The organism is Planomonospora parontospora, from assembly GCA_014647935.1.
Lineage (GTDB): Bacteria > Actinomycetota > Actinomycetes > Streptosporangiales > Streptosporangiaceae > Planomonospora > Planomonospora parontospora.
Genome location: BMQD01000003.1, coordinates 64,296 through 82,309, shown reverse-complemented (window position 1 = coordinate 82,309; position 18,014 = coordinate 64,296). Strand labels below are relative to the sequence as shown.

Here is an 18,014-nt window from a genome sequence, read left to right as displayed (position 1 = left end):
CCGCGAACAGGGACTTCCCCGGCCGGCGGATCAGTCGGCCGTTCTCCCCCGGCCCGTGCCGGTCACGACACGTCAGGACGGACCGGGAAAACGAAATCCACGCCCGGCGTGTAGCCCAGTGCGCTGCTCAGCTTCTCGACCGCACCGGGATCATCACTTCTGACATAGAGGCTCTCCTGGTCAGCCGGGTCGGGATCGAACCCGCACAGCCGATCAGGGCAGTAGGAGGCCCGGACCTTCGCCGCGAAGGCACCGTCCTCGTAATAGATCTTCTCGGCGTCCACCGCCTGGAGGATCTTCTCGACGACGGCCTCCCTGTCCTTCGCCGTCGCCACACGTGCTCCCTCCTTCTCCACTTCGAGAAGAGTGGAACCCTGGACGGTCAGCACGATCTGCACGTCCGCCTTGCCCGCCCAGAAGTTGACGGGCGCGCGCACCAGCTCACGTGCGATTCCGGCGGCCCGGACGCCGGTTCCGCCGTGGGCGCGGCTCGACCGCCGGCCGTTCGGCGGTGATCGTCCTCGCCATGACGCCGGCGTGCTCGCGGGCCGGGCGGACGGCTCGGCGGAGCCTAGACTTGGGCCATGCCGATCGCCCTGAGCCTGCTCGACGGTGTGCGGTGGCGGGGGCGGCCGGTGGTCGGCGACAGGGCTCAGGCGCTGCTCGCCGCCCTCGCGCTCACCTGCCGGACCGTGAACGCGGACCGGCTCGTGGCGGAGGTGTGGGGGGACGACGAACCGGCCAATCCGGCGAAGGCGCTGCAGGTCCTGGTCTCCCGGACCAGGTCGGTCGTGGGACCGGAGGCGCTGGTCACGGAAGGTGGCGGCTACCGGCTCGGAGTTCCGCCCGACCGGGTCGACGCCGCCCTGCTGCACGGTCTGGCGGACCGGGCGCGGGCGCTGCTCGCCGAGGATCCGGCCGCGGCGGCCGCGGCGGCGGAGGAGGCGCTCGCGCTGGGCGCCGGAACGCTGCCCCCCGAGGGGGACGGCCCGCTGGCCGAGGTGCGCCGCCGCGCGGAGCGCGACCTGGCGTCCGCGCGGATCGTGCTCGCCCGGGCCCGGAGCCGGGGCGGCGATCACGGCTCCGCCCTGCCCGGACTCGAGGAGGCCGTGCGCGTCCGTCCCGAGGACGAGGGGCTGCTCGCCGACCTCCTGCGCAGCGAGGCGGCGGTGCGCGGGACGGGCGCCGCGCTGGACCGCTTCGAGCGCTACCGGTCGGATCTGCGCGACCGGATCGGTGCCGACGCCGGACCGGAGCTGCGGCGGATCCACCGCGAGCTGCTGGCGCTCGACAGCCCCGTGCGCGCCGGCGTGCGGTTCGACACGACCCCGCTGCTCGGCCGCGACGACGACCTCCGGCGGGTGCGGGCGCTGCTCGGCGCGTCCCGGGTGGTCTCGATCCTCGGCCCGGGCGGGCTCGGCAAGACCCGCCTCGCGCATGCCGTCGCCCGCGAGGCACCGCAGCCCGTGGTGCACTTCGTCGAGCTGGTCGGCGTGACCGCGCCCGAGGACCTGGTCGGCGAGGTCGGGTCGGCGCTCGGCGTCCGCGACTCGGTGACCGGACGCCGCGCGCTCACCCCGCGGCAGCTCTCCGACGTCCGCGCCCGGATCGCCCGGCAGCTCGACCTGGCCCCCGCCCTGCTGGTGCTCGACAACTGCGAGCATCTGGTGGAGGCGGTCGCCGACCTGGTCGCCTATCTGGCCGCGACCACGCGGGAGCTGCGCGTCCTCACCACGACCCGCGCGCCGCTGGCGATCGCCGCCGAGCGCGTCTATCCGCTCCCCCAGCTGGGGACCGGTGACGCCGTCGAGCTGTTCCGCGACCGCGCGACCGCGGCCCGGCCCGGCGTGCGCCTCGGCGAGGACGACGTGCGTGCCGTCGTGACCCGCCTGGACGGCCTGCCGCTCGCGATCGAACTGGCCGCCGCGAAGGTGCGGGTGATGTCGCCGGCGGAGATCGCCCGCCGGCTGGAGGACAGGTTCGCGCTGCTGCGCGGCGGTGACCGGAGCGCCCCCTCGCGGCACCAGACGCTGCTTGCGGTGATCGACTGGTCCTGGAACCTGCTCGGCGGGCCCGAGCGCCGAGCCCTGCGCCGCCTCTCGGCCTTCCCGGACGGCTTCGCCCTCGACGCGGCGGAGGAGGTGCTCGGCGACGGCGCCCTCGGCGGCGTCACCGAGCTCGTGGAGCAGTCCCTGCTCACCGTCGTGGAGACGGCCGACGGCGTCCGGTACCGCATGCTGGAGACGGTGCGCGAGTTCGGCCGGATGCGGCTGGAGGAGGCCGGCGAGGCCGACGGGGCGCGGGCCGCCGTGCGCGCGTGGGCCGTCGGCTACGCCGACCGGCACGGCGTCCGGCTGTACTCGCCGGAGCAGATCGACGCGATGGACCGGCTGCGGGCGGAGGAGACGAACCTCGGCGACATCCTGCGCGAGGTCCTCGCCGATTCCGATCCGGAAGCGGTGGTGGTGCTGTTCGCCGCGCTGGGCGGCTACTGGACGATCCGCGGGGACCATCCGCGCAGCATCGTCCTCACCCCGGCCGTCGTCGCCGCCCTGACCGGCTGGACGCCGCCGCCCCGGCTCCTCGACCGGACCCGGGTGGTCCTGAGCATCGCGCTGTTCAACACCGTCGTCTTCTCCTTCGAGGAGGCCGAGACGCTCGCGCGGATGCTGTCAGGGCTGGGCTCCGACTCGGCGAATCCGGCCGTCCGGGCGCTGGTGACGGTGATGCTCACCATGATGGCGGACCCCGGTGCGGGTATCGAAGGGCTGACCTGCGATCCCGACCCTCTGGTCCGCGGGATCGCGCTGCATTTCCTGAGCCACGGCCGGGAGAACGCCGGTGACCCGGCCGGTGCGATCGAGGCGACCCTGACCGCCCTCGAGCTCACCGACGAGGACGGCGGTCCCTGGAGCCGGGCGGCCCTGCACACCCAGCTGGCCGGCCTGTACGCGAACTCCGGCGACTTCGCCCCCGCCGCCGGGCACGCCGCCGAGGCGCTCCCGGTGCTCGAACGCCTCGGCGCGGTGGAGGACGCCGTCCAGATCCGCGCCGCCCTCGCCATGGCGGCGCTCGCCGAGGGCCGCCGCGACGAGGCCGCGCGGATGATCGACGACCTGGAGGCGCTCGCCTCCCGGAGCACCCACGGCGAGGTCCTGTCGGTCGCCGTGGCCAGAGCCCAGCTGGCCCTCGTCGACGGCGACATCGCCGAAGGGCTGCGACGGCACCGCGAGGCCGCCGAGCTGCTCCGGGACCTGCGCGTCCCGCACGCTCCGAACGGTTTCACACCCTGGGCCGTCGTGGGCGAGGTCTTCGCGCTCTCGGCGTTCGCGCAGTACGGCGAGGGCGACGACGGCGCGGACCTGTTCGAGTCGCTGCGGACCAAGGCCCTGATCGTGCTCGGCCCGGACCACGCGTTCAGGGACTACCCGGTGGTGGGGATGGTGCTCGCCGGACTGGGCGTCTGGGGCCTGCTGAAGGAGGCGGTGCCCGCCGGGGACGCGGTCCGGCTGCTGGTGCTCGCCGACCGGTTCGCCTACAACCGGTTCACCCCGACGATGCAGTGGCCGGTGCTGTCCGCGCACGCCGAGCGCCTCGCCCCCGGCGTCATGTCCCGGATCGGGGCCGAGTACGGCGAGCGGCGCGGCCCCGACCTGCTGACCGAGGCCCGCGCCGTACTGGAGCGGGTGCTCTGACGCCGGCCGCGGCCTGCGGTCACATCTTGCGGGAGTACGAGCGGACCGCCAGCGGGGCGAAGACCGCGATGACGACCACGCAGCCGATGACCGCCCAGCCGACCTCGGCCGTCACGGCCCCGTCGTTGAACAGGTCGCGCACCGCGGAGACGACGTGCGAGACCGGGTTGACCTTCACGAACGCCTGCAGCCAGCCGGGCAGCGTCTCGGCGGGGACGAAGGCGTTGGACAGGAACGTGAGCGGGAACATGATCATCATTGAGATGCCCTGGACGCTCTGCGCCGAGCGCGCCACCGTGCCCAGCCAGGTGAAGATCCATGCCAGCGACCAGCCCGCGAACACGGTGAGGGCGACGCCGCCGACGCAGCCGAGCACGCCGCCGCCGGGGCGGTAGCCGATGGCCAGGCCGGTGACGAGCGTCAGCACCGACGCGATGCCGTACCGGATCAGGTCGGCGACCATCGGGCCGGCCAGGGGGGCGATCCGGGCGATCGGCAGGGACTTGAACCTGTCGAAGACCCCCTTGTCCATGTCCTCGCGCAACTGCACGCCCGTCGCCATGCAGACGGTGAGGGCCGTCTGGGCGAGGATGCCGGGGATCAGCACCGGGAGGTAGTCCGCCACGCTGCCGGAGATCGCGCCGCCGAAGATGAACGCGAACATCGCGGTGAACAGCAGGGGCTGGATGAGGACGTCGAAGAACTGCTCGGGCTTGCGGCGCATCTTCTTCAGGGCGCGCCACGCCATCGCCATGGTCTGGACCCAGGTCTCCCGGAACGAGTTGCGGGGCGTGGTGCCGGTGACCGCGGCGGACGGGTCGATGCGCCGGGGGGCGGGGGCGGTCGGGGTCAACGGGCTCGCCGGGGTCGTCGGGGTCGTCGGGGTCGTCGGGGTCGTCGGGGTCGTCGGGGTCACAGTGCTCGGGGTGGTCATCGGGCCGCCTCCATCCGGGATTCGTCGTCCGTCCGGGATTCGTCGTCCGTCCGGGATTCGTCGTCCGTCCCGGGTTCGTCGTCGGCGCCGTGGCCGGTCAGCGCCAGGAAGACCTCGTCCAGCGTCGGCTTGGCCACGCTGACCGAGGAGATGCCGAGGCCCGCCTCCCGCAGGCCGATCAGGACGTCCGCGGCCCGGTCCGGGTCGGGGAGGGGGACGTTCATGCGTCCTGACTCCGGGGTCAGGACCGGGTCCTCGCCCAGCAGCCGCCGGACGACGTCCGCGGCCAGGGCTGTGTCGGAGCCGTCCGCGAGGCGGAGTTGCAGGGTCGAGTCGCCGACCTGGGTCTTCAGGGCGTCGGGGGTGTCCTCGGCGACCTTTCGGCCCCGGTCGATCACGGCCACGCGGTCGGCCAGCTGGTCGGCCTCGTCCAGGTACTGGGTGGTGAGGAGGATGGTGGAGCCGTCGGTGACCAGCTCGCGGATGGTGTCCCACATCTGGCCCCGGGTCCTCGGGTCGAGACCTGTCGTGGGCTCGTCCAGGAAGATCAGGGGCGGGCGGGTGATCAGGCTCGACGCGAGGTCCAGGCGGCGGCGCATGCCGCCGCTGAACTGGGACAGGGGACGGTCGGCCGCCTCCTGCAGGCCGAAGCGTTCGAGCAGGTCACCGGCGACCGTCCTGGCCCGGGCACCGGCCAGGCCCTGCAGGCGGGCGAACAGCCAGAGGTTCTCCCGGGCGGTCAGGTCCTCGTCCACCGAGGCGTACTGGCCGGTGACGCCCACCAGCTGCCGGATGCGGTGGGGGTCCCGGCGGACGTCGACGCCGAAGATCTCCGCGCGGCCGCCGTCGATCGGGAGCAGGGTGGCGAGCATCCGGAGCGTGGTGGTCTTGCCCGCTCCGTTGGGGCCCAGGACCCCGAAGATCTCGCCCTGCCGTACGTGGAGGTCGACTCCGTCCACGGCCCGGACGTCTCCGAAGACCTTGACCAGGCCGTCGGCCCGGACGGCGCTGAGGCCCTTGACCAGGTCGTCGGCCCGGACGGCGCTGGGGTCCGCCATGACGCGTCTCCTCTCTCCGCCGGGTATCTCCCGGCGTCCGAGGAGAGCCTCCACGCCATCGGCTTCGTCACGGCTTCACACCGGTTTCGCCCCCGGGCCCGCCGGTTTCACCGGCTCCGGTGCCCCTCTCCGCCGCGGCGCCCCGTCCGGATCCGGGACGGGCCGGGGGCCGTTCCCGCTATCGCGGGGTCAGCACGCAGAACTCGTTGCCGTCGGGATCGGCCATGACCACCCGGTCGGTCCCGCCCCGACCGGCGCCGACGCGCGTCGCCCCCAGGGCGACGAGACGGTCGACCTCCGTTTCCCGGTCGCCACCGGCGGGTGGAGCGAGGTCGAAGTGCAGCCGGTTCTTACCGGTCTTCGGCATCAGCGGCGGACCGCCCCAAGTGATCTTCGGACCGCCGTACGGCGAGCGGATCGCGGTCTCCTGGTCCTGGTCCCAGACCAACGGCCAGCCCAGCGCCTCGCTCCAGAAGTATCCGACCTCCTGCGAACCGTCGCACGCGAGCGCTCCGACGAATCCGCAGTCGGCGAGGAAGGCGTTGCCCGGCCCGATGACGCAGAACTCGTTGCCTTCGGGGTCCGCGAGCACGACATGCCCCTCCTCCGGACGCTGGCCGATGTCGATGTGCCGGGCGCCGAGCCCGAGCGACCTCGCCACCGTCCGCCGCTGGTCCTCCGGGGACGTGCTCGTCAGGTCGAAGTGCATCCGGTTCTGGCCGGCCTTCCGCTCCCGGGTCGGCAGGAACCGGATCCGGAACCCGGTGTCGTCGACCGGCAGGAGCGCGACGCCGTCCCGGAGGCCGCCCGCCGTCTCCCAGCCCAGAACACCGGCCCAGAACCGCGCGAGACGGAGTGGATCGTACGCGTCGACACAGAGTGCGACGAGGTGGCAGGTCAATTCCGCTCCGATCTCCGATCCATCGGTCCAGGGTCACGCGGGGCCCGCCCTCCCCGCCCGCGGAGGAACGGCAGGCGCCCGGCATCCGTCACGCGAGGAGGGGCTGCACCCGGTCATGTCGACCCGCGTCATCCGTACCGCGCACGGAGGCCCGGTTCAGGCACCACCCGCGACGGCCCGGTTTCAGACACCATCGGCGATGGCCCGGGCCAGTGCGCCGCTCCCCTCCGGGGACACCGGCTCGGCCAGGAAGACGGGCGCCTGGGCCATGAACCTCGGCTCGTCGCCGCGGTGCTCGTCGGCGGCGTGGACGGTGAAGGGATGCACCAGGTACATGTCGCCCGGCCGGCCCGTCGCGTAGGCCAGCGGGCGGTGGGAACTGGCCGCGTCCACCAGCGGCCCGGCCTCGAACGGGTCGAGCACGCGGCCCGCCAGCACCGCGGCCGCGTCCCGGTGCGACCCGACGCGGATGCGGGTCGGCGCGTCGTCGGGACCGACGTCCGACAGCAGGGTCAGCAGCAGCATCGTCTCCGGGCTCCCGCTGCACAGGTAGGTGCCGTCCGGCTGGGCGGCGTTGGCGTCGATGTGCCATCCCCGGTCGTCGGCGGGATCCAGACGCGGGAACCGCACCGGCACCATGCCGAGCGCGCCGCGAGGCCCCCAGCCGCCCGGCCCGCAGATCTCGTCCAGTGCCCCGGCGAGCCGCGCACTGCCCATGATCTCCCCGAAAGGCCCTTCGCCGGTGAGGTCCGAGGCCCACACCACCGGCTCTTTCCAGCCGGCGGGGTCCTGCGGTGACAGGCCGATCTGCTGCCACAGCAGTGCCCTGGCGGCGTCGGCGACCTCGCGGGGAGCGGCGGCCTCCAGCTTGACGAACCCGTCGGCGACGAACCGATCGATATCGACGATAGCCATACCCGACACGCTAACGACCGCGTCCACCCGTTTTTCCGCGAAGGCGCCACCCGGACCGGCCGGCCCGAGTCCCCCCGATCGGGCGGTCGGGGTCACCCGATGTCACCCGGGCCGGGCAGCCGATGCCACCCGATCGGCCGGCCGGCGCCGCCCGGACCGGGCAGCCGGGTCACCGATCCCGGCCACCCGCCCGGCGCCGGCGGGCGTTCACCCCAGGAACCTCGCGACCGTCGCCACGAACCGGTCGGCGTCGTCGAGCCACGGGAAGTGGCCCGCCTCCGGTTGCACGACGAACTCGGCGTCCGGGAACAGCCCGGCGAACTCGGCCGCGACTCCTGGAGGCGTGTTCAGGTCGACCTCTCCGGCGAGCAGCAGCACCGGCGCGCCGAACGCGGCGAGCGCCGTGCGCGTGGCGTCCGGGTCGTACGCGCCCTCGGCGCCGAAGACCGCCGCCGCCTCCCTGTTCCGGCGGCCGTCCTGGGCCGCCTGGTGGGCCTGCGCCGCCGCGTCCCACCGCCCGTGGAAGAAGGGATCGATCGCCTTGCGGTCCGCTTCGGTGGCGTCCCCGGCCATGACGGCCTCGAGGGCCGCGAAGGCGGGCCCGAACCAGGGCTCGTCCCCGCGGAGCCGCGCGACCTCGAGCCGTGACTCCCCGGTGGCGGCGATGCCGACGGCGAAGGTGCTCGGAGTGATCAGAGCGAGCCTGCCGACGCGTTCAGGATGCCGGGCGGCGTACAGCACCGCGAGGTTCGCGCCGGCGGAGTGCGCGAGCAGGTCCAGCCGGTCGAGGCCGAGGTGTGCGCGCAGGGCCTCGACGTCGCCGACCAGCCGGTCGCAGCGGTAGGAGGCGGCGTCCTCCGGCGTCGCGGACCGGCCGGTGCCCCGGGGGTCCATCATGATCAGCCGGCGGTGCGCGGACAGGCCGCCGAGCTCGCCGAGGTAGGCGGAGTCCTGCATCGGGCCGCCCGGCAGGCAGATCACCGGGGCGCCCTCTCCGAACACGTGGTAGGCGAGATCGGTTCCGTCATATGCGGAGAAGACAGGCATGGCGAAGATCCTCTCAGCGCCGCGGTTCCACCACAACGAGGCCGACGACGCCCGGGAGGCGGCGGCCGGCCGCAGTGGATTCTGTACCGCTACAGAAAAATCTCTTGACCGGTACAGAAGAAGCGTTTACTTTACCGGTATAGAGAAATCGGGAGAAGAGGGGAACCACCGTGGAGATGCCCGCCGCCTTCGTCCTCGCCGTCAACGGCGTCACCCACGAGTACGCCAGCGCCCTTCCCGGTGCGCCGGTCGTCCCGCACGTCGAGCGCCCGCGGCGCGTCCGGAGGGTCCGCAAGGCCCTGGCCGACGGCCTGGTCCACGCCGCCCGGGTGATCGCGCCGACCTGACCCGCCTCCCCGCCTGTTAGCCTGGCGATGTCAATGGCCACCGGCGCCCCGCACCGCGGCCGGCGCCGGTCCCGGCCGGCGGTCGCACTCGCGGCCGCCGGTGGCGAACGGCAACCGATCGGGCTGAATCGGCGGTGACATGGCGCCACGGGTGACGTTGCAGACGATCGCCGACCACCTCGGCGTGAGCCGGATGACGGTGTCGAACGCGTTCTCCAAGCCGGACCAGCTCTCCGCCGCACTGCGCGAGCGGATCCTCTCCGCCGCGCGGGAACTCGGTTACGTCGGTCCGGACCCGGCGGCGCGGGCCCTGGCCAAGGGCACCACCGGCGCCGTCGGGGTCCTGCTGACCTCGTCGCTGCGCTTCGCCTTCACCGACCTGGTCGCCACCGGCTTCCTCGGCGCGATCGCCGAGGAGCTCGGGCCGACCGGCCTGGCCATCACCCTGCTGACCTCGTCCGACCGCGGCGACGTCATCCCGGCGCGGGACGTCGCGATGGACGGCGCGCTGGTCTACTCCTGCGATCCGACGTCGACGGCGGTCGAATACCTCTTCCGCCGCCGGCTGCCCCTGGTCTACGTCGACCAGGATCCCGTCGACGGCGTCTCCAGCGTCAACGTGGACGACCGGTCCGGCGCCCGTGCCGCCGCCCGGCACCTCGTCGACCTGGGCCACCGGGAGATCGGGCTGCTGATGTCCGGCCTGCACGGCCCGCACGGGATCGTCACCCCCGAGGACGTCGCGATCGACGGGCACGCGTCGAAGCAGCGGCTGCTCGGCTGGCTCGACGCGCTCGGCGCCGCGGGCGTCAGACCGCTGATCGCCCGGCAGACCGGGATCACCCTGGAGCAGGCGAAGACGGGCGCCCGGCTGCTGCTGGACCGCCCGGACCGTCCCACCGCGATCCTCTGCTTCTCCGACGCGGTCGCCTACGGCGTCCTCCAGGTCGCCGCCGACCTGGGCATCCGCGTCCCGGAGGAGCTGTCGGTGGCCGGTTTCGACGACAACCCGCTGGCCGTACAGGTCCGGCCGACGCTGACCACCGTGCGCCAGGACGTCGAGGCGAAGGGCCGGGCCGCGGCCGCCGCGCTCACCGCGGCGATCGCGGCGGCCCGGACCGGCGAACCCGCCACGCCGCAGCGCGTCCTGCTCCCCACCGAACTGGTCGTGCGGGACAGCACCGCCCCTCCCCCGGCCTGACCACCGCTCGCTCGCGGCCGGTCCGCCGCCCGAAAGGCCGTCACGCGACCGGTCAGGATCGGAGAAGCCTCCGGCCGCACCGGTTGAGTAGCGTTGCGGGCATGGATCTCAAGCTCTCCCACACCTTCGTCCAGGTCCACGACCAGGACCAGGCCCTGGCCTTCTACCGCGACGTCCTCGGCTTCGAGGTGCGCGCCGACATGCCGTTCGACGAGTACCGCTGGCTGGCCGTCGGCCCGGCCTCCCAGCCCGGCCTCGAGATCGTGCTGGAGGTGCCGGAGATGGGACGGGGGCCCGCGGACGGGGAGGCGCTCCGGGCGTTGCTGGCCAAGGGCTCGCTGTCCACCCTCATCTTCCTCACCGACGACTGCGACACCACGTTCGAGAAGATCCGGGCATCGGGCGCCGAGGTGCTGCAGGAACCGATCGACCAGCCCTACGGCGTCCGCGACTGCGCCTTCCGCGACCCCTCCGGAAACGCGGTGCGCTTCTCCCAGCGGCTCGGCGGCTGACCCCGCCTCCCGCGCCCGGCGCCGGACGGCCTGCGCCGGACGGGAGAACGGGCTGACGGCGCCGGGCACGGGAGACGGTGCCGGGTCACGGGCTGACGGCGAGGAACAGGTAGCAGGCGAGCAAGGCGAGGTGGACCCCGCCCTGCAGCAGGGTCGCCCGTCCGGGGACCACGGTGAGGGTCCCCACCGCGACCGTGAGGCCCAGCAGGACCATGTGCGTGGCGTCGAGACCGAGCAGCAGCGGCCCGTCGAGCCAGAACGACGCGACGGCGATGGTCGGGATGGTCAGCCCGATGCTGGCCATCGCCGAGCCCAGCGCGAGGTTGAGGCTGATCTGGACCCGGTCCCTGCGGGCGGCCCGCACCGCGGCGATGGTCTCGGGCAGCAGCACCAGCAGCGCGATCACGACGCCCACCACCGCCTGCGGCAGCCGCGCGGCCGTGACCGCCGACTCGATCACCGGGGACTCCACCTTCGCCAGCCCGACGACGGCGACGAGGGCGACCATCAGCAGGCCGAGACTCGCCACGGCCTGCCGGGTCGTGGGCGGGGCGGCGTGCTGGTGGTCGGCGATGAGCGAGCCGTCGGCCGCGACCGGCAGGAAGTAGTCGCGGTGCCGGATCGTCTGCGTGACCACGAACAATCCGTACAGCCCGAGCGAGGCCACCGCGGCGAAGCCCAGCTGGGGCGCCGAGAAGACCGGTCCCGGCGTGCTCGTGGTGAACCTCGGCAGCACCAGGCTCAGCGCGGCGAGCGTCGCCACGGTGGCGAGCGCGCCGCCCGTGCCCTCGGCGTTGAACACCGCCACCTTCCGGCGCACCGCCGCGACCAGCAGCGAGAGGCCGACGATGCCGTTGCAGGTGATCATCACCGCGGCGAAGACGGTGTCCCGGGCCAGGGAGGACGTCTCCGGGCCGCCGGACGCCATCAGGCTGACGATCAGCGCCACCTCGATCACCGTCACCGCCACCGCCAGGATGAGCGAGCCGAACGGCTCCCCCACCCGGTGCGCGATCACTTCGGCGTGGTGCACGGCCGCCAGCACCCCGCCCGCCAGGAAGACCCCGGTGACCACCGCCCCGAGAACCGACAGGCCCCGGCCCCAGGTGAAGGCCAGGGTCACGACGGCGAACAGCGGGACGACGACGGTCCAGTCGACGGCGGGCAGGCGGATCATGCGCCTTATCCTTCCCGGCCGGATGCGGTCCATGACGGATGCGCCCGCCCGGAAGGCCCCGGCCAGACCGGTTCTCCATAATTCCCGCCGCAAGCCGGTGACCTTGGCAAAGTTATTGGAGATAAATAGGGAAAAGGCGCGCACCCAGCTGACAAGTGCGTCAAAATTTCCTTACCGGGTCTGTTCACTGCGCTTGAAGCCGAGGTCCCGATGCGCAAGATGCTGCCGCGCATGAGCGCGGAATCCCTGCCCCAGAGCCTCGACGAGCTGCCCGTGGACGCCAAGGACTTCCTCCAGCTCGTCTCGGTGGATTTCACCGGGACTTATCACGTCTACCTGGCGGCGAAAGACGAACGCATCAAGATGACCCGGCTCTCCATGAGCCTGCTCTCCGCGCCCTTCGCCGCGGCGGTGGCGCTCGCGAGCGCGAAGGTCGTCAACCCGCTCGCGCTCACCTCCTGGGCCACCGTGCCGTGGTACCTGTTCGCGACCGTCACCGCCTTCGGGCTGCTGAGCGTGGTGCCCTTCCTCCGGCTGATCGAGGCGGTGAACGCCCACATGCGCACCGCGCGGGCGATCAACAACTTCCGGCTGCTGTACGTCGTGCAGCTGAAGGACCACTTCTCCGGCCTCGGCTGGTCCCCCAACCTGCCGGTCGACCCGCGCTACCCGGAGACCTACGCCCCCCTGGCCTGGCCGGGCATCAACGTGATGATGCTGGCCCTGGTCAACTCCGCCTACATCGCGGTCGGCGCACTCGGCCTGGCCGGGGCCGAACCCACCCCGACCCTGCTGGTGCTGATCATCATGCTGCTCGCGCTGGTCCACTACCTCGTCTACTACGTGCGCTCCAACGTCTCCCGCCAGCGCCGGCTCCCGCAGAACCCCTTCCATTTCCCCAACGTGGAGACCTGATGGCAGACCTCCTCCGATTCGCGTCTTGTGGGGAGACCTGGCTGTGGCTGATGCGCCACGTATGGAACGAGGGCGGGCCCGCCGAGGACGACCGGGGCCCGATCATCGAAGCGCCGGCCGTGCTGTTCGAGATCGCCGAGCTCGGCTGGGACGACCCGGTCCTGAGGTCGCACGGCGACCCCGGGAAGATCACCCTGTACTCCAGCAAGTTCAGCGAGGTCACGGTGGTGCCGCCGTTCAAGTACAGCTACGGCGGCAGGATCCGCGGCCTGCAGGGCGTGGACCAGCTCGGCTGGGTCACCGGGCTGCTGCGCGCGCGGCCGTACAGCAAGAGCGGGTGGATCTCGCTGACCGTGCCGGGCGAGCGGCCGGACGCCGTGCCCTGCCTGACCAGCCTGGCCTTCCGGATCCGGGAGGGGCGGCTGGCGATGACCGCGACGTTCCGGTCGCAGAACGCGCTCACCTGCTACCTGAACTACGTGCCCCTGCGTAGTATCCAGAACGAGGTCGCCGACGACCTCGGGGTGGGTCGTGGGTCAATGAGGGTCTTCGTCGACGTTCCTCACATCTATGTCGCCGACGCGGCGGCGGTCGAGGAGATCCTCGGGCGTTCGGAGCGCGATGGGCTCGGCGAGGGAGAGGCGTTACCAGGTCCTGCTGGTCGATCTGGACGGGACCGTGGTCGACTACGCCCGGACGGAGGACTGCGCACTCCGTGAGGTCCACCGCCGCTTCTTCCGCGGCGGCCCGGCCGGTCCGAGCGGCCTGCCGGACCTGCGGGACCTGCCGGCGTTCCTGCGTGCCTTCCACGCGGCCAACCAACCCCTCTGGGCCGCCTACCGCGAGCGCCGGATGGACCTGTCCGAGCTGCGCCTGGAGCGCTGGGCCCGGCTGGGCGCCGGTCCCGGGGTGGCCGCCGCGTTCGAGGAGGCCCTCGGCCGCGGGACCGTGCTGTTCCCGGAGGCGTACGGTGCCCTGCGGCGGCTGTCGCGGCGCTTCCGGCTGGCGCTGGTGACCGACGGCATCGCCCGCGTCCAGCGGGTCAAGCTCCGCCGTACCCGGATCCACCGGTTCTTCGAGCACGTGGTGATCGCGCCCGAGGTGGGTCTGCGCAAACCCGACGGCGCGCTGCTGCACCACGCGCTCTCCCTGCTGGAGGCCAAGCCCGACGAGGCTCTGATGGTCGGCGACTCCCCGGTGAGCGACGGCGGCTGCGCGCGGGAGGCGGGGGTGGACTTCTGCTGGGTCGACCGGACCGGCGCCGCACCCGTCCCGGGCGTCCCGGTGCGCCTGACCGTCCCGCACCTCGCCGCCTTGTGAATCTCGCCCCCTCCCGTGCCTCGCCATCCTGCGGACCCCGGCGCCCCCCGGACCCCGCCATCCTGCGGACCCCGGCGCCTTCCGGACCTCGCTGCCCTGCGGACCCCGGCGCCTTCCGGACCGTGATACCCGCTGAAACCACGGGGCCCGTGACATCGCCGGGCCCTCCCGTACGTCCGCCATGCGGATGCCGGGTGTCCGGTCACGCGAGACAAGGCATTTGATGCCCTTTCCGTCCGATAAGCCCACTACCTACCAGTATGGTGTGCGGGTGAACGGGACGAAGACCTACCGGATCGTGCTGGTCGCCGCGGGTCTGGCGGGGCTGCTCTGCACCTGGCTGGCGGCGGCCGATCCGCTCAATCCGCCGGTCTACTTCACCGTGCAGAGCAACATCATGCTGGTGGCCTACCACGTCTGGCAGCTGTCGGGCCGGGGCCTGCCGTCGGCGTTCCTCAAGGGCGCGGCGACCCTGTTCATCTCCATCACCGGCCTGGTCGCCCACTTCATCCTGACCCACGGCGCGAGCCCCCTGGGGCTGCTCCCCGACGGCCGGGGGAACGACGTCCAGGACATGGGCAACCTGCTGCTGCACTACGTGACACCGATCATGGCCTTCGCCGACTGGCTGCTCTTCGACCGCGCCCTGCGCCCCAGGTGGACCAAGCCGCTCGTGTGGCTGGCCTACCCGGCCGCCTACCTCGTCTTCGCGCTGACCCGCGGCGCCCTACTCGCGCCGGGCACCGAGCGGCGCTACCCGTACCCCTTCCTCGACGTGGACCGGCTCGGCTACGACGGCGTCGCGCTCCAGGCGGTCTTCCTCACGGCCGGCTTCGCCGTCCTGGGCTACGTCCTCGTCGCCCTGCACCGCCTGGCCTCCCGCACGGCGGCGCCCCGACTCCCCGAGGAGACCGGCGCACTGCCGTGACGCCGCTGCCCGGCCGCCTCAGATCCCCACGACGCGCAGGCGCTCCTGCCCGATGACCGTGATGTCCTCGACGTCGGAGGTCAGCACGGTCACCGGCCCGGGCGACCGGAGCGCGGTGGCGCACACCATCGCGTCAATGGCGTGCTTGTGCCCGTGCAGGCCGGCGGAGGCGAGCAGACGGGACGCCTCACGTGCGATCTCCCCGGTGACAGGCTCGACGATCAACCTGGAGACGGTCCATTCGTAGCGGGCACGGTTCAGCCGGGGGTGCGACACCTCAACGAGGCTGGCGGCGCTGACGATGACACGGACGTCCTTCGTCTTGGCCGCCGCCAGCCACTCGGTCATCTCCACGTCCTGAATGATCGCCTTGGACAGGCCCTCACAGTCGAGGACGAGCGATCCCGGCATCACGCGGCCGAGGTGCGGTCGTCATCCCGCGCACCGGGATCCGTCTGCAGGAGAGCGCCCTTGACCTCGACTCTGGCGGGATCCACGGGACCGTGCTGGGTTTCGGCCGCGGCGATGAGCTCACTCAGGTCGTCCCGCTCGACCTGCCGCATGAGCGCCTCGGAGACGTAAGCCGAGAAACTGCCCTTGCCGATCCGTTCCTGCACAGTCTCGGCGAGGTGCTCGGGGATTGTGACGCTGAATTTCTTGGTTCCACCACTCATGCTACCGACGGTAGCATTAGTCCTACCCATAAGGCGATAAAGTCATCTCGATCATCTGGTGACCCGCCTTCGGACCACGGCCTCGTCGCCCCACCCCGCCTGGCCTCCCGTACGGCGACGCCCCGGATCCCGTGAAAGACCCGGGGCGCCGGAGCGGGCTCAGCGGAAGCGGCGCAGGCGGAGGCTGTTGCTGACCACGAAGACCGAGGAGAACGCCATCGCGGCGCCGGCGATCATCGGGGTGAGCAGGCCGAGCGCGGCCAGCGGCAGTGCGGCCACGTTGTAGGCGAAGGCCCAGAACAGGTTTCCCTTGATCGTGGCCAGGGTCCGGCGCGACAGGCGGATCGCGTCCGCGGCCACCCGCAGGTCGCCCCGGACCAGGGTCAGGTCGGAGGCCTCGATCGCCACGTCGGTGCCGGTGCCCATCGCCATGCCGAGGTCGGCCTGGGCCAGCGCCGCGGCGTCGTTGACACCGTCGCCGACCATGGCGACCGTGCGGCCCTCGGCCTGGAGCCGCTTGACCACGTCCACCTTGTCGGCGGGGAGCACCTCGGCGATCACCTCGTCGATGCCGACCTCGGCGGCGACCCGGCGGGCCGCCGTCCCGTGGTCGCCGGTGAGCAGGACCGGGCGCAGGCCCAGCTCGCGCAGGACGGCGACCGCCTCGGCCGAGGTGGGCTTGACCGCGTCGGCGACGGTGAGCACCGCGCGGGCCCGCCCGTCCCAGCCGACCGCGACCGCGGTCTCGCCCCGCTCCTGCGCCTCCTCCATCCGCCGTGCCAGGTCGGCGGGCAGGTGCTGGGACCACTCGGCCAGCAGCTGCGGGCGGCCGACGAGCACGGCGTGGCCGTCCACGACGCCCTGCACGCCCAGGCCCTCCACGTTGGCGAAGTCCTCGACCTTCGCGGTGGACTCCGCGGCGCGGGCGATCGCCTGGGCGATCGGGTGCTCGGAGGCGGACTCCAGGGCGCCGGCCAGCCGCAGGACCTCCTCGCGGCTCTCCCCCTCCGCGGTGAGGACGCCGGACAGGGTCATCTTCCCCGTGGTCACGGTGCCGGTCTTGTCCAGGACGACGGTGTCGATCCGCCGGGTGGACTCCAGCACCTCGGGGCCCTTGATCAGGATGCCGAGCTGGGCGCCCCGGCCGGTGCCGACCATCAGCGCGGTCGGGGTGGCCAGGCCCAGCGCGCACGGGCAGGCGATGATGAGCACCGCGACCGCAGCGGTGAAGGCGGCGGCCGTGCCGGTGCCGGTGCCCAGCCAGAAACCCAGGGTGGCCAGCGAGAGGGCGATCACGATCGGCACGAAGACCCCGGAGATCCGGTCGGCCAGCCGCTGCACCTGCGCCTTGCCGTTCTGCGCATCCTCCACCAGCCGCGCCATCCGGGCGAGCTGGGTCTCGGAGCCGACCCGGGTGGCCCGGACCACGAGCCGTCCGCCGGCGTTCACGGTCGCGCCGACCACGGCGTCGCCGGGGCGGACCTCCACCGGCACCGGCTCGCCGGTCAGCATCGAGGCGTCCACCGCCGAGGAGCCCTCCTCGACCACGCCGTCGGTGGCGATCTTCTCGCCGGGCCGTACCAGGAAGAGGTCGCCGACCGCCAGCCGCTCGGCCGGGACTCGCTCGCCCGAGGCGAGCGTGACCTCCTTGGCGCCCATCTCCAGCAGCGCGTGGAGCGCGGCGCCCGCCCGCCGCTTGGAGCGGGCCTCGAAGTAGCGGCCGGCCAGGATGAAGGCGATCACTCCGGCGGCGGCCTCGAAGTAGATGTTGCCCGACCCGTCGCCCCTGGCCAGGGTGAACTCGAAGCCGTGCCGCATGCCCGGCATGCCGGCCGTGCCGAAGAACAGGGCCCAGAGCGACCAGCCGAAGGCGGCGAGCGTGCCGAGGGAGACGAGGGTGTCCATGGTCGCCGCGCCGTGGCGCAGGTTGGTCCAGGCCGCCCGGTGGAACGGCCAGCCGCCGTAGAGCACGACGGGTCCGGCCAGCGCCAGCGAGAGCCACTGCCAGTTGTCGAACTGCAGCGCCGGGACCATCGCCATCGCGACGACCGGGACGGAGAGCACGGCCGAGGTGACCAGCCGCTGGCGGAGCGGCGCGAGCTCGTCGCGCTCCCCCTCCCCCGGCTCCTCCCGTACGGCGGGCAGCTCGGCGGTGTAGCCGGCCTTCTCCACCTCGGCGACCAGGTCCTCGGGGCTGACGCTCCCGGCGTAGACGACCTTCGCCTTCTCGGTGGCGTAGTTGACCGTGGCGCTCACGCCGTCCAGCTTGTTGAGCTTGCGCTCGATCCGGTTCGCGCAGGAGGCGCACGTCATACCGCCGATGGCGAGCTCGATCTCGCCGCCGCCGGCGGGCGGCCTGGTGGTGGTCGTGGACATGGCCTCTCCTCTTG

Annotated in this window: 18 protein-coding genes; 8 read left to right on the top strand and 10 right to left on the bottom strand. The window is 72.7% G+C overall.

Going from position 1 to position 18,014, the window contains the following annotated elements:
* Window positions 1-62 precede the first annotated feature (62 nt).
* A complete protein-coding gene (locus IEZ07_RS05720; RefSeq protein WP_191893829.1) occupies window positions 63-437 on the bottom strand; it encodes a hypothetical protein in 375 nt (124 codons plus the stop codon).
* Between the two features lie 147 nt (window positions 438-584).
* Between IEZ07_RS05720 and IEZ07_RS05715 the strand changes: the two genes are divergently transcribed.
* Window positions 585-3,695 carry an ATP-binding protein gene (locus tag IEZ07_RS05715; protein ID WP_191893828.1) on the top strand — a complete coding sequence of 1,037 codons (3,111 nt, stop codon included), beginning with the start codon at window positions 585-587 and terminating at the stop codon, window positions 3,693-3,695.
* Between the two features lie 19 nt (window positions 3,696-3,714).
* Here IEZ07_RS05715 and IEZ07_RS05710 read toward each other — a convergent pair whose 3' ends face one another.
* From IEZ07_RS05710 to IEZ07_RS05690, 5 genes are all read right to left on the bottom strand, one after another.
* Entirely contained in the window at window positions 3,715-4,629 is a 915-nt protein-coding gene (locus IEZ07_RS05710; protein WP_191893827.1) for an ABC transporter permease, read from the bottom strand.
* On the bottom strand, window positions 4,626-5,687 hold the full coding sequence (locus IEZ07_RS05705; protein WP_191893826.1) for an ATP-binding cassette domain-containing protein: 1,062 nt from the start codon (window positions 5,685-5,687) through the stop codon (window positions 4,626-4,628). Before IEZ07_RS05705 ends, IEZ07_RS05710 begins: the two co-directional genes overlap by 4 nt.
* A gap of 178 nt (window positions 5,688-5,865) precedes the next feature.
* Window positions 5,866-6,588: a VOC family protein gene (locus IEZ07_RS05700; RefSeq protein WP_191893825.1), complete on the bottom strand. Its 723-nt coding sequence runs from the start codon at window positions 6,586-6,588 to the stop codon at window positions 5,866-5,868.
* 183 nt (window positions 6,589-6,771) lie between these two features.
* Window positions 6,772-7,503, bottom strand: a complete 732-nt coding sequence (locus tag IEZ07_RS05695) for a phytanoyl-CoA dioxygenase family protein (RefSeq protein WP_191893824.1) — start codon at window positions 7,501-7,503, stop codon at window positions 6,772-6,774.
* Window positions 7,504-7,710: 207 nt separating this feature from the next.
* On the bottom strand, window positions 7,711-8,550 hold the full coding sequence (locus tag IEZ07_RS05690) for an alpha/beta fold hydrolase (RefSeq protein WP_191893823.1): 840 nt from the start codon (window positions 8,548-8,550) through the stop codon (window positions 7,711-7,713).
* Window positions 8,551-8,720: 170 nt separating this feature from the next.
* Here IEZ07_RS05690 and IEZ07_RS05685 point away from each other — a divergent pair, with 170 nt between their 5' ends.
* The 3 genes from IEZ07_RS05685 to IEZ07_RS05675 all read left to right on the top strand — a co-directional run bounded on the left by IEZ07_RS05685 (window position 8,721) and on the right by IEZ07_RS05675 (window position 10,610).
* Window positions 8,721-8,897 carry a hypothetical protein gene (locus IEZ07_RS05685; RefSeq protein ID WP_191893822.1) on the top strand — a complete coding sequence of 59 codons (177 nt, stop codon included), beginning with the start codon at window positions 8,721-8,723 and terminating at the stop codon, window positions 8,895-8,897.
* A 151-nt stretch (window positions 8,898-9,048) separates the two neighbouring features.
* Complete coding sequence (locus IEZ07_RS05680) at window positions 9,049-10,098, top strand: LacI family DNA-binding transcriptional regulator (protein WP_204054293.1); 1,050 nt, start codon at window positions 9,049-9,051, stop codon at window positions 10,096-10,098.
* A 101-nt stretch (window positions 10,099-10,199) separates the two neighbouring features.
* Entirely contained in the window at window positions 10,200-10,610 is a 411-nt protein-coding gene (locus IEZ07_RS05675) for a VOC family protein (RefSeq protein ID WP_191893820.1), read from the top strand.
* Between the two features lie 85 nt (window positions 10,611-10,695).
* On the opposite strand, the gene IEZ07_RS05670 is transcribed toward IEZ07_RS05675, so the two are convergent.
* On the bottom strand, window positions 10,696-11,787 hold the full coding sequence (locus tag IEZ07_RS05670) for a calcium:cation antiporter (protein WP_191893819.1): 1,092 nt from the start codon (window positions 11,785-11,787) through the stop codon (window positions 10,696-10,698).
* A gap of 231 nt (window positions 11,788-12,018) precedes the next feature.
* On the opposite strand from IEZ07_RS05670, the gene IEZ07_RS05665 reads away from it, so the two are divergent.
* The 4 genes from IEZ07_RS05665 to IEZ07_RS05650 all read left to right on the top strand — a co-directional run bounded on the left by IEZ07_RS05665 (window position 12,019) and on the right by IEZ07_RS05650 (window position 14,950).
* Complete coding sequence (locus IEZ07_RS05665) at window positions 12,019-12,702, top strand: hypothetical protein (RefSeq protein WP_153054160.1); 684 nt, start codon at window positions 12,019-12,021, stop codon at window positions 12,700-12,702.
* Window positions 12,703-12,752: 50 nt separating this feature from the next.
* Window positions 12,753-13,421, top strand: a complete 669-nt coding sequence (locus IEZ07_RS05660) for a thymidylate synthase (protein WP_191893818.1) — start codon at window positions 12,753-12,755, stop codon at window positions 13,419-13,421.
* Complete coding sequence (locus IEZ07_RS05655; RefSeq protein WP_191893817.1) at window positions 13,381-14,022, top strand: HAD-IA family hydrolase; 642 nt, start codon at window positions 13,381-13,383, stop codon at window positions 14,020-14,022. The genes IEZ07_RS05660 and IEZ07_RS05655 overlap by 41 nt, the downstream gene beginning before the upstream one ends.
* Before the next feature lie 271 nt (window positions 14,023-14,293).
* Window positions 14,294-14,950, top strand: coding sequence for a Pr6Pr family membrane protein (locus IEZ07_RS05650; RefSeq protein WP_191893816.1), 657 nt, complete (start codon window positions 14,294-14,296; stop codon window positions 14,948-14,950).
* Window positions 14,951-14,968: 18 nt separating this feature from the next.
* Here the strand turns inward: IEZ07_RS05650 and IEZ07_RS05645 are convergent, their stop codons facing one another.
* The 3 genes from IEZ07_RS05645 to IEZ07_RS05635 form a co-directional block, all read right to left on the bottom strand.
* Window positions 14,969-15,361, bottom strand: coding sequence for a type II toxin-antitoxin system VapC family toxin (locus IEZ07_RS05645; RefSeq protein ID WP_191894090.1), 393 nt, complete (start codon window positions 15,359-15,361; stop codon window positions 14,969-14,971).
* Window positions 15,361-15,624 carry a ribbon-helix-helix domain-containing protein gene (locus IEZ07_RS05640; RefSeq protein WP_191893815.1) on the bottom strand — a complete coding sequence of 88 codons (264 nt, stop codon included), beginning with the start codon at window positions 15,622-15,624 and terminating at the stop codon, window positions 15,361-15,363. The genes IEZ07_RS05645 and IEZ07_RS05640 overlap by 1 nt, the downstream gene beginning before the upstream one ends.
* Window positions 15,625-15,783: 159 nt before the next feature.
* Window positions 15,784-18,000: a heavy metal translocating P-type ATPase gene (locus IEZ07_RS05635; RefSeq protein WP_191893814.1), complete on the bottom strand. Its 2,217-nt coding sequence runs from the start codon at window positions 17,998-18,000 to the stop codon at window positions 15,784-15,786.
* Between the last annotated feature and the right edge of the window lie 14 nt (window positions 18,001-18,014).

Bases quoted from the DNA above. Each gene is read 5' to 3' on its own strand.
- IEZ07_RS05715 (WP_191893828.1), top strand. From the start codon at position 585: ATGCCGATCGCCCTGAGCCTGCTCGACGGTGTGCGGTGGCGGGGGCGG.
- IEZ07_RS05645 (WP_191894090.1), bottom strand. From the start codon at position 15,361: ATGCCGGGATCGCTCGTCCTCGACTGTGAGGGCCTGTCCAAGGCGATC.
- IEZ07_RS05665 (WP_153054160.1), top strand. From the start codon at position 12,019: ATGAGCGCGGAATCCCTGCCCCAGAGCCTCGACGAGCTGCCCGTGGAC.
- IEZ07_RS05710 (WP_191893827.1), bottom strand. From the start codon at position 4,629: ATGACCACCCCGAGCACTGTGACCCCGACGACCCCGACGACCCCGACG.
- IEZ07_RS05670 (WP_191893819.1), bottom strand. From the start codon at position 11,787: ATGATCCGCCTGCCCGCCGTCGACTGGACCGTCGTCGTCCCGCTGTTC.
- IEZ07_RS05690 (WP_191893823.1), bottom strand. From the start codon at position 8,550: ATGCCTGTCTTCTCCGCATATGACGGAACCGATCTCGCCTACCACGTG.
- IEZ07_RS05640 (WP_191893815.1), bottom strand. From the start codon at position 15,624: ATGAGTGGTGGAACCAAGAAATTCAGCGTCACAATCCCCGAGCACCTC.
- IEZ07_RS05660 (WP_191893818.1), top strand. From the start codon at position 12,753: ATGCGCCACGTATGGAACGAGGGCGGGCCCGCCGAGGACGACCGGGGC.
- IEZ07_RS05675 (WP_191893820.1), top strand. From the start codon at position 10,200: ATGGATCTCAAGCTCTCCCACACCTTCGTCCAGGTCCACGACCAGGAC.
- IEZ07_RS05695 (WP_191893824.1), bottom strand. From the start codon at position 7,503: ATGGCTATCGTCGATATCGATCGGTTCGTCGCCGACGGGTTCGTCAAG.
- IEZ07_RS05635 (WP_191893814.1), bottom strand. From the start codon at position 18,000: ATGTCCACGACCACCACCAGGCCGCCCGCCGGCGGCGGCGAGATCGAG.
- IEZ07_RS05705 (WP_191893826.1), bottom strand. From the start codon at position 5,687: ATGGCGGACCCCAGCGCCGTCCGGGCCGACGACCTGGTCAAGGGCCTC.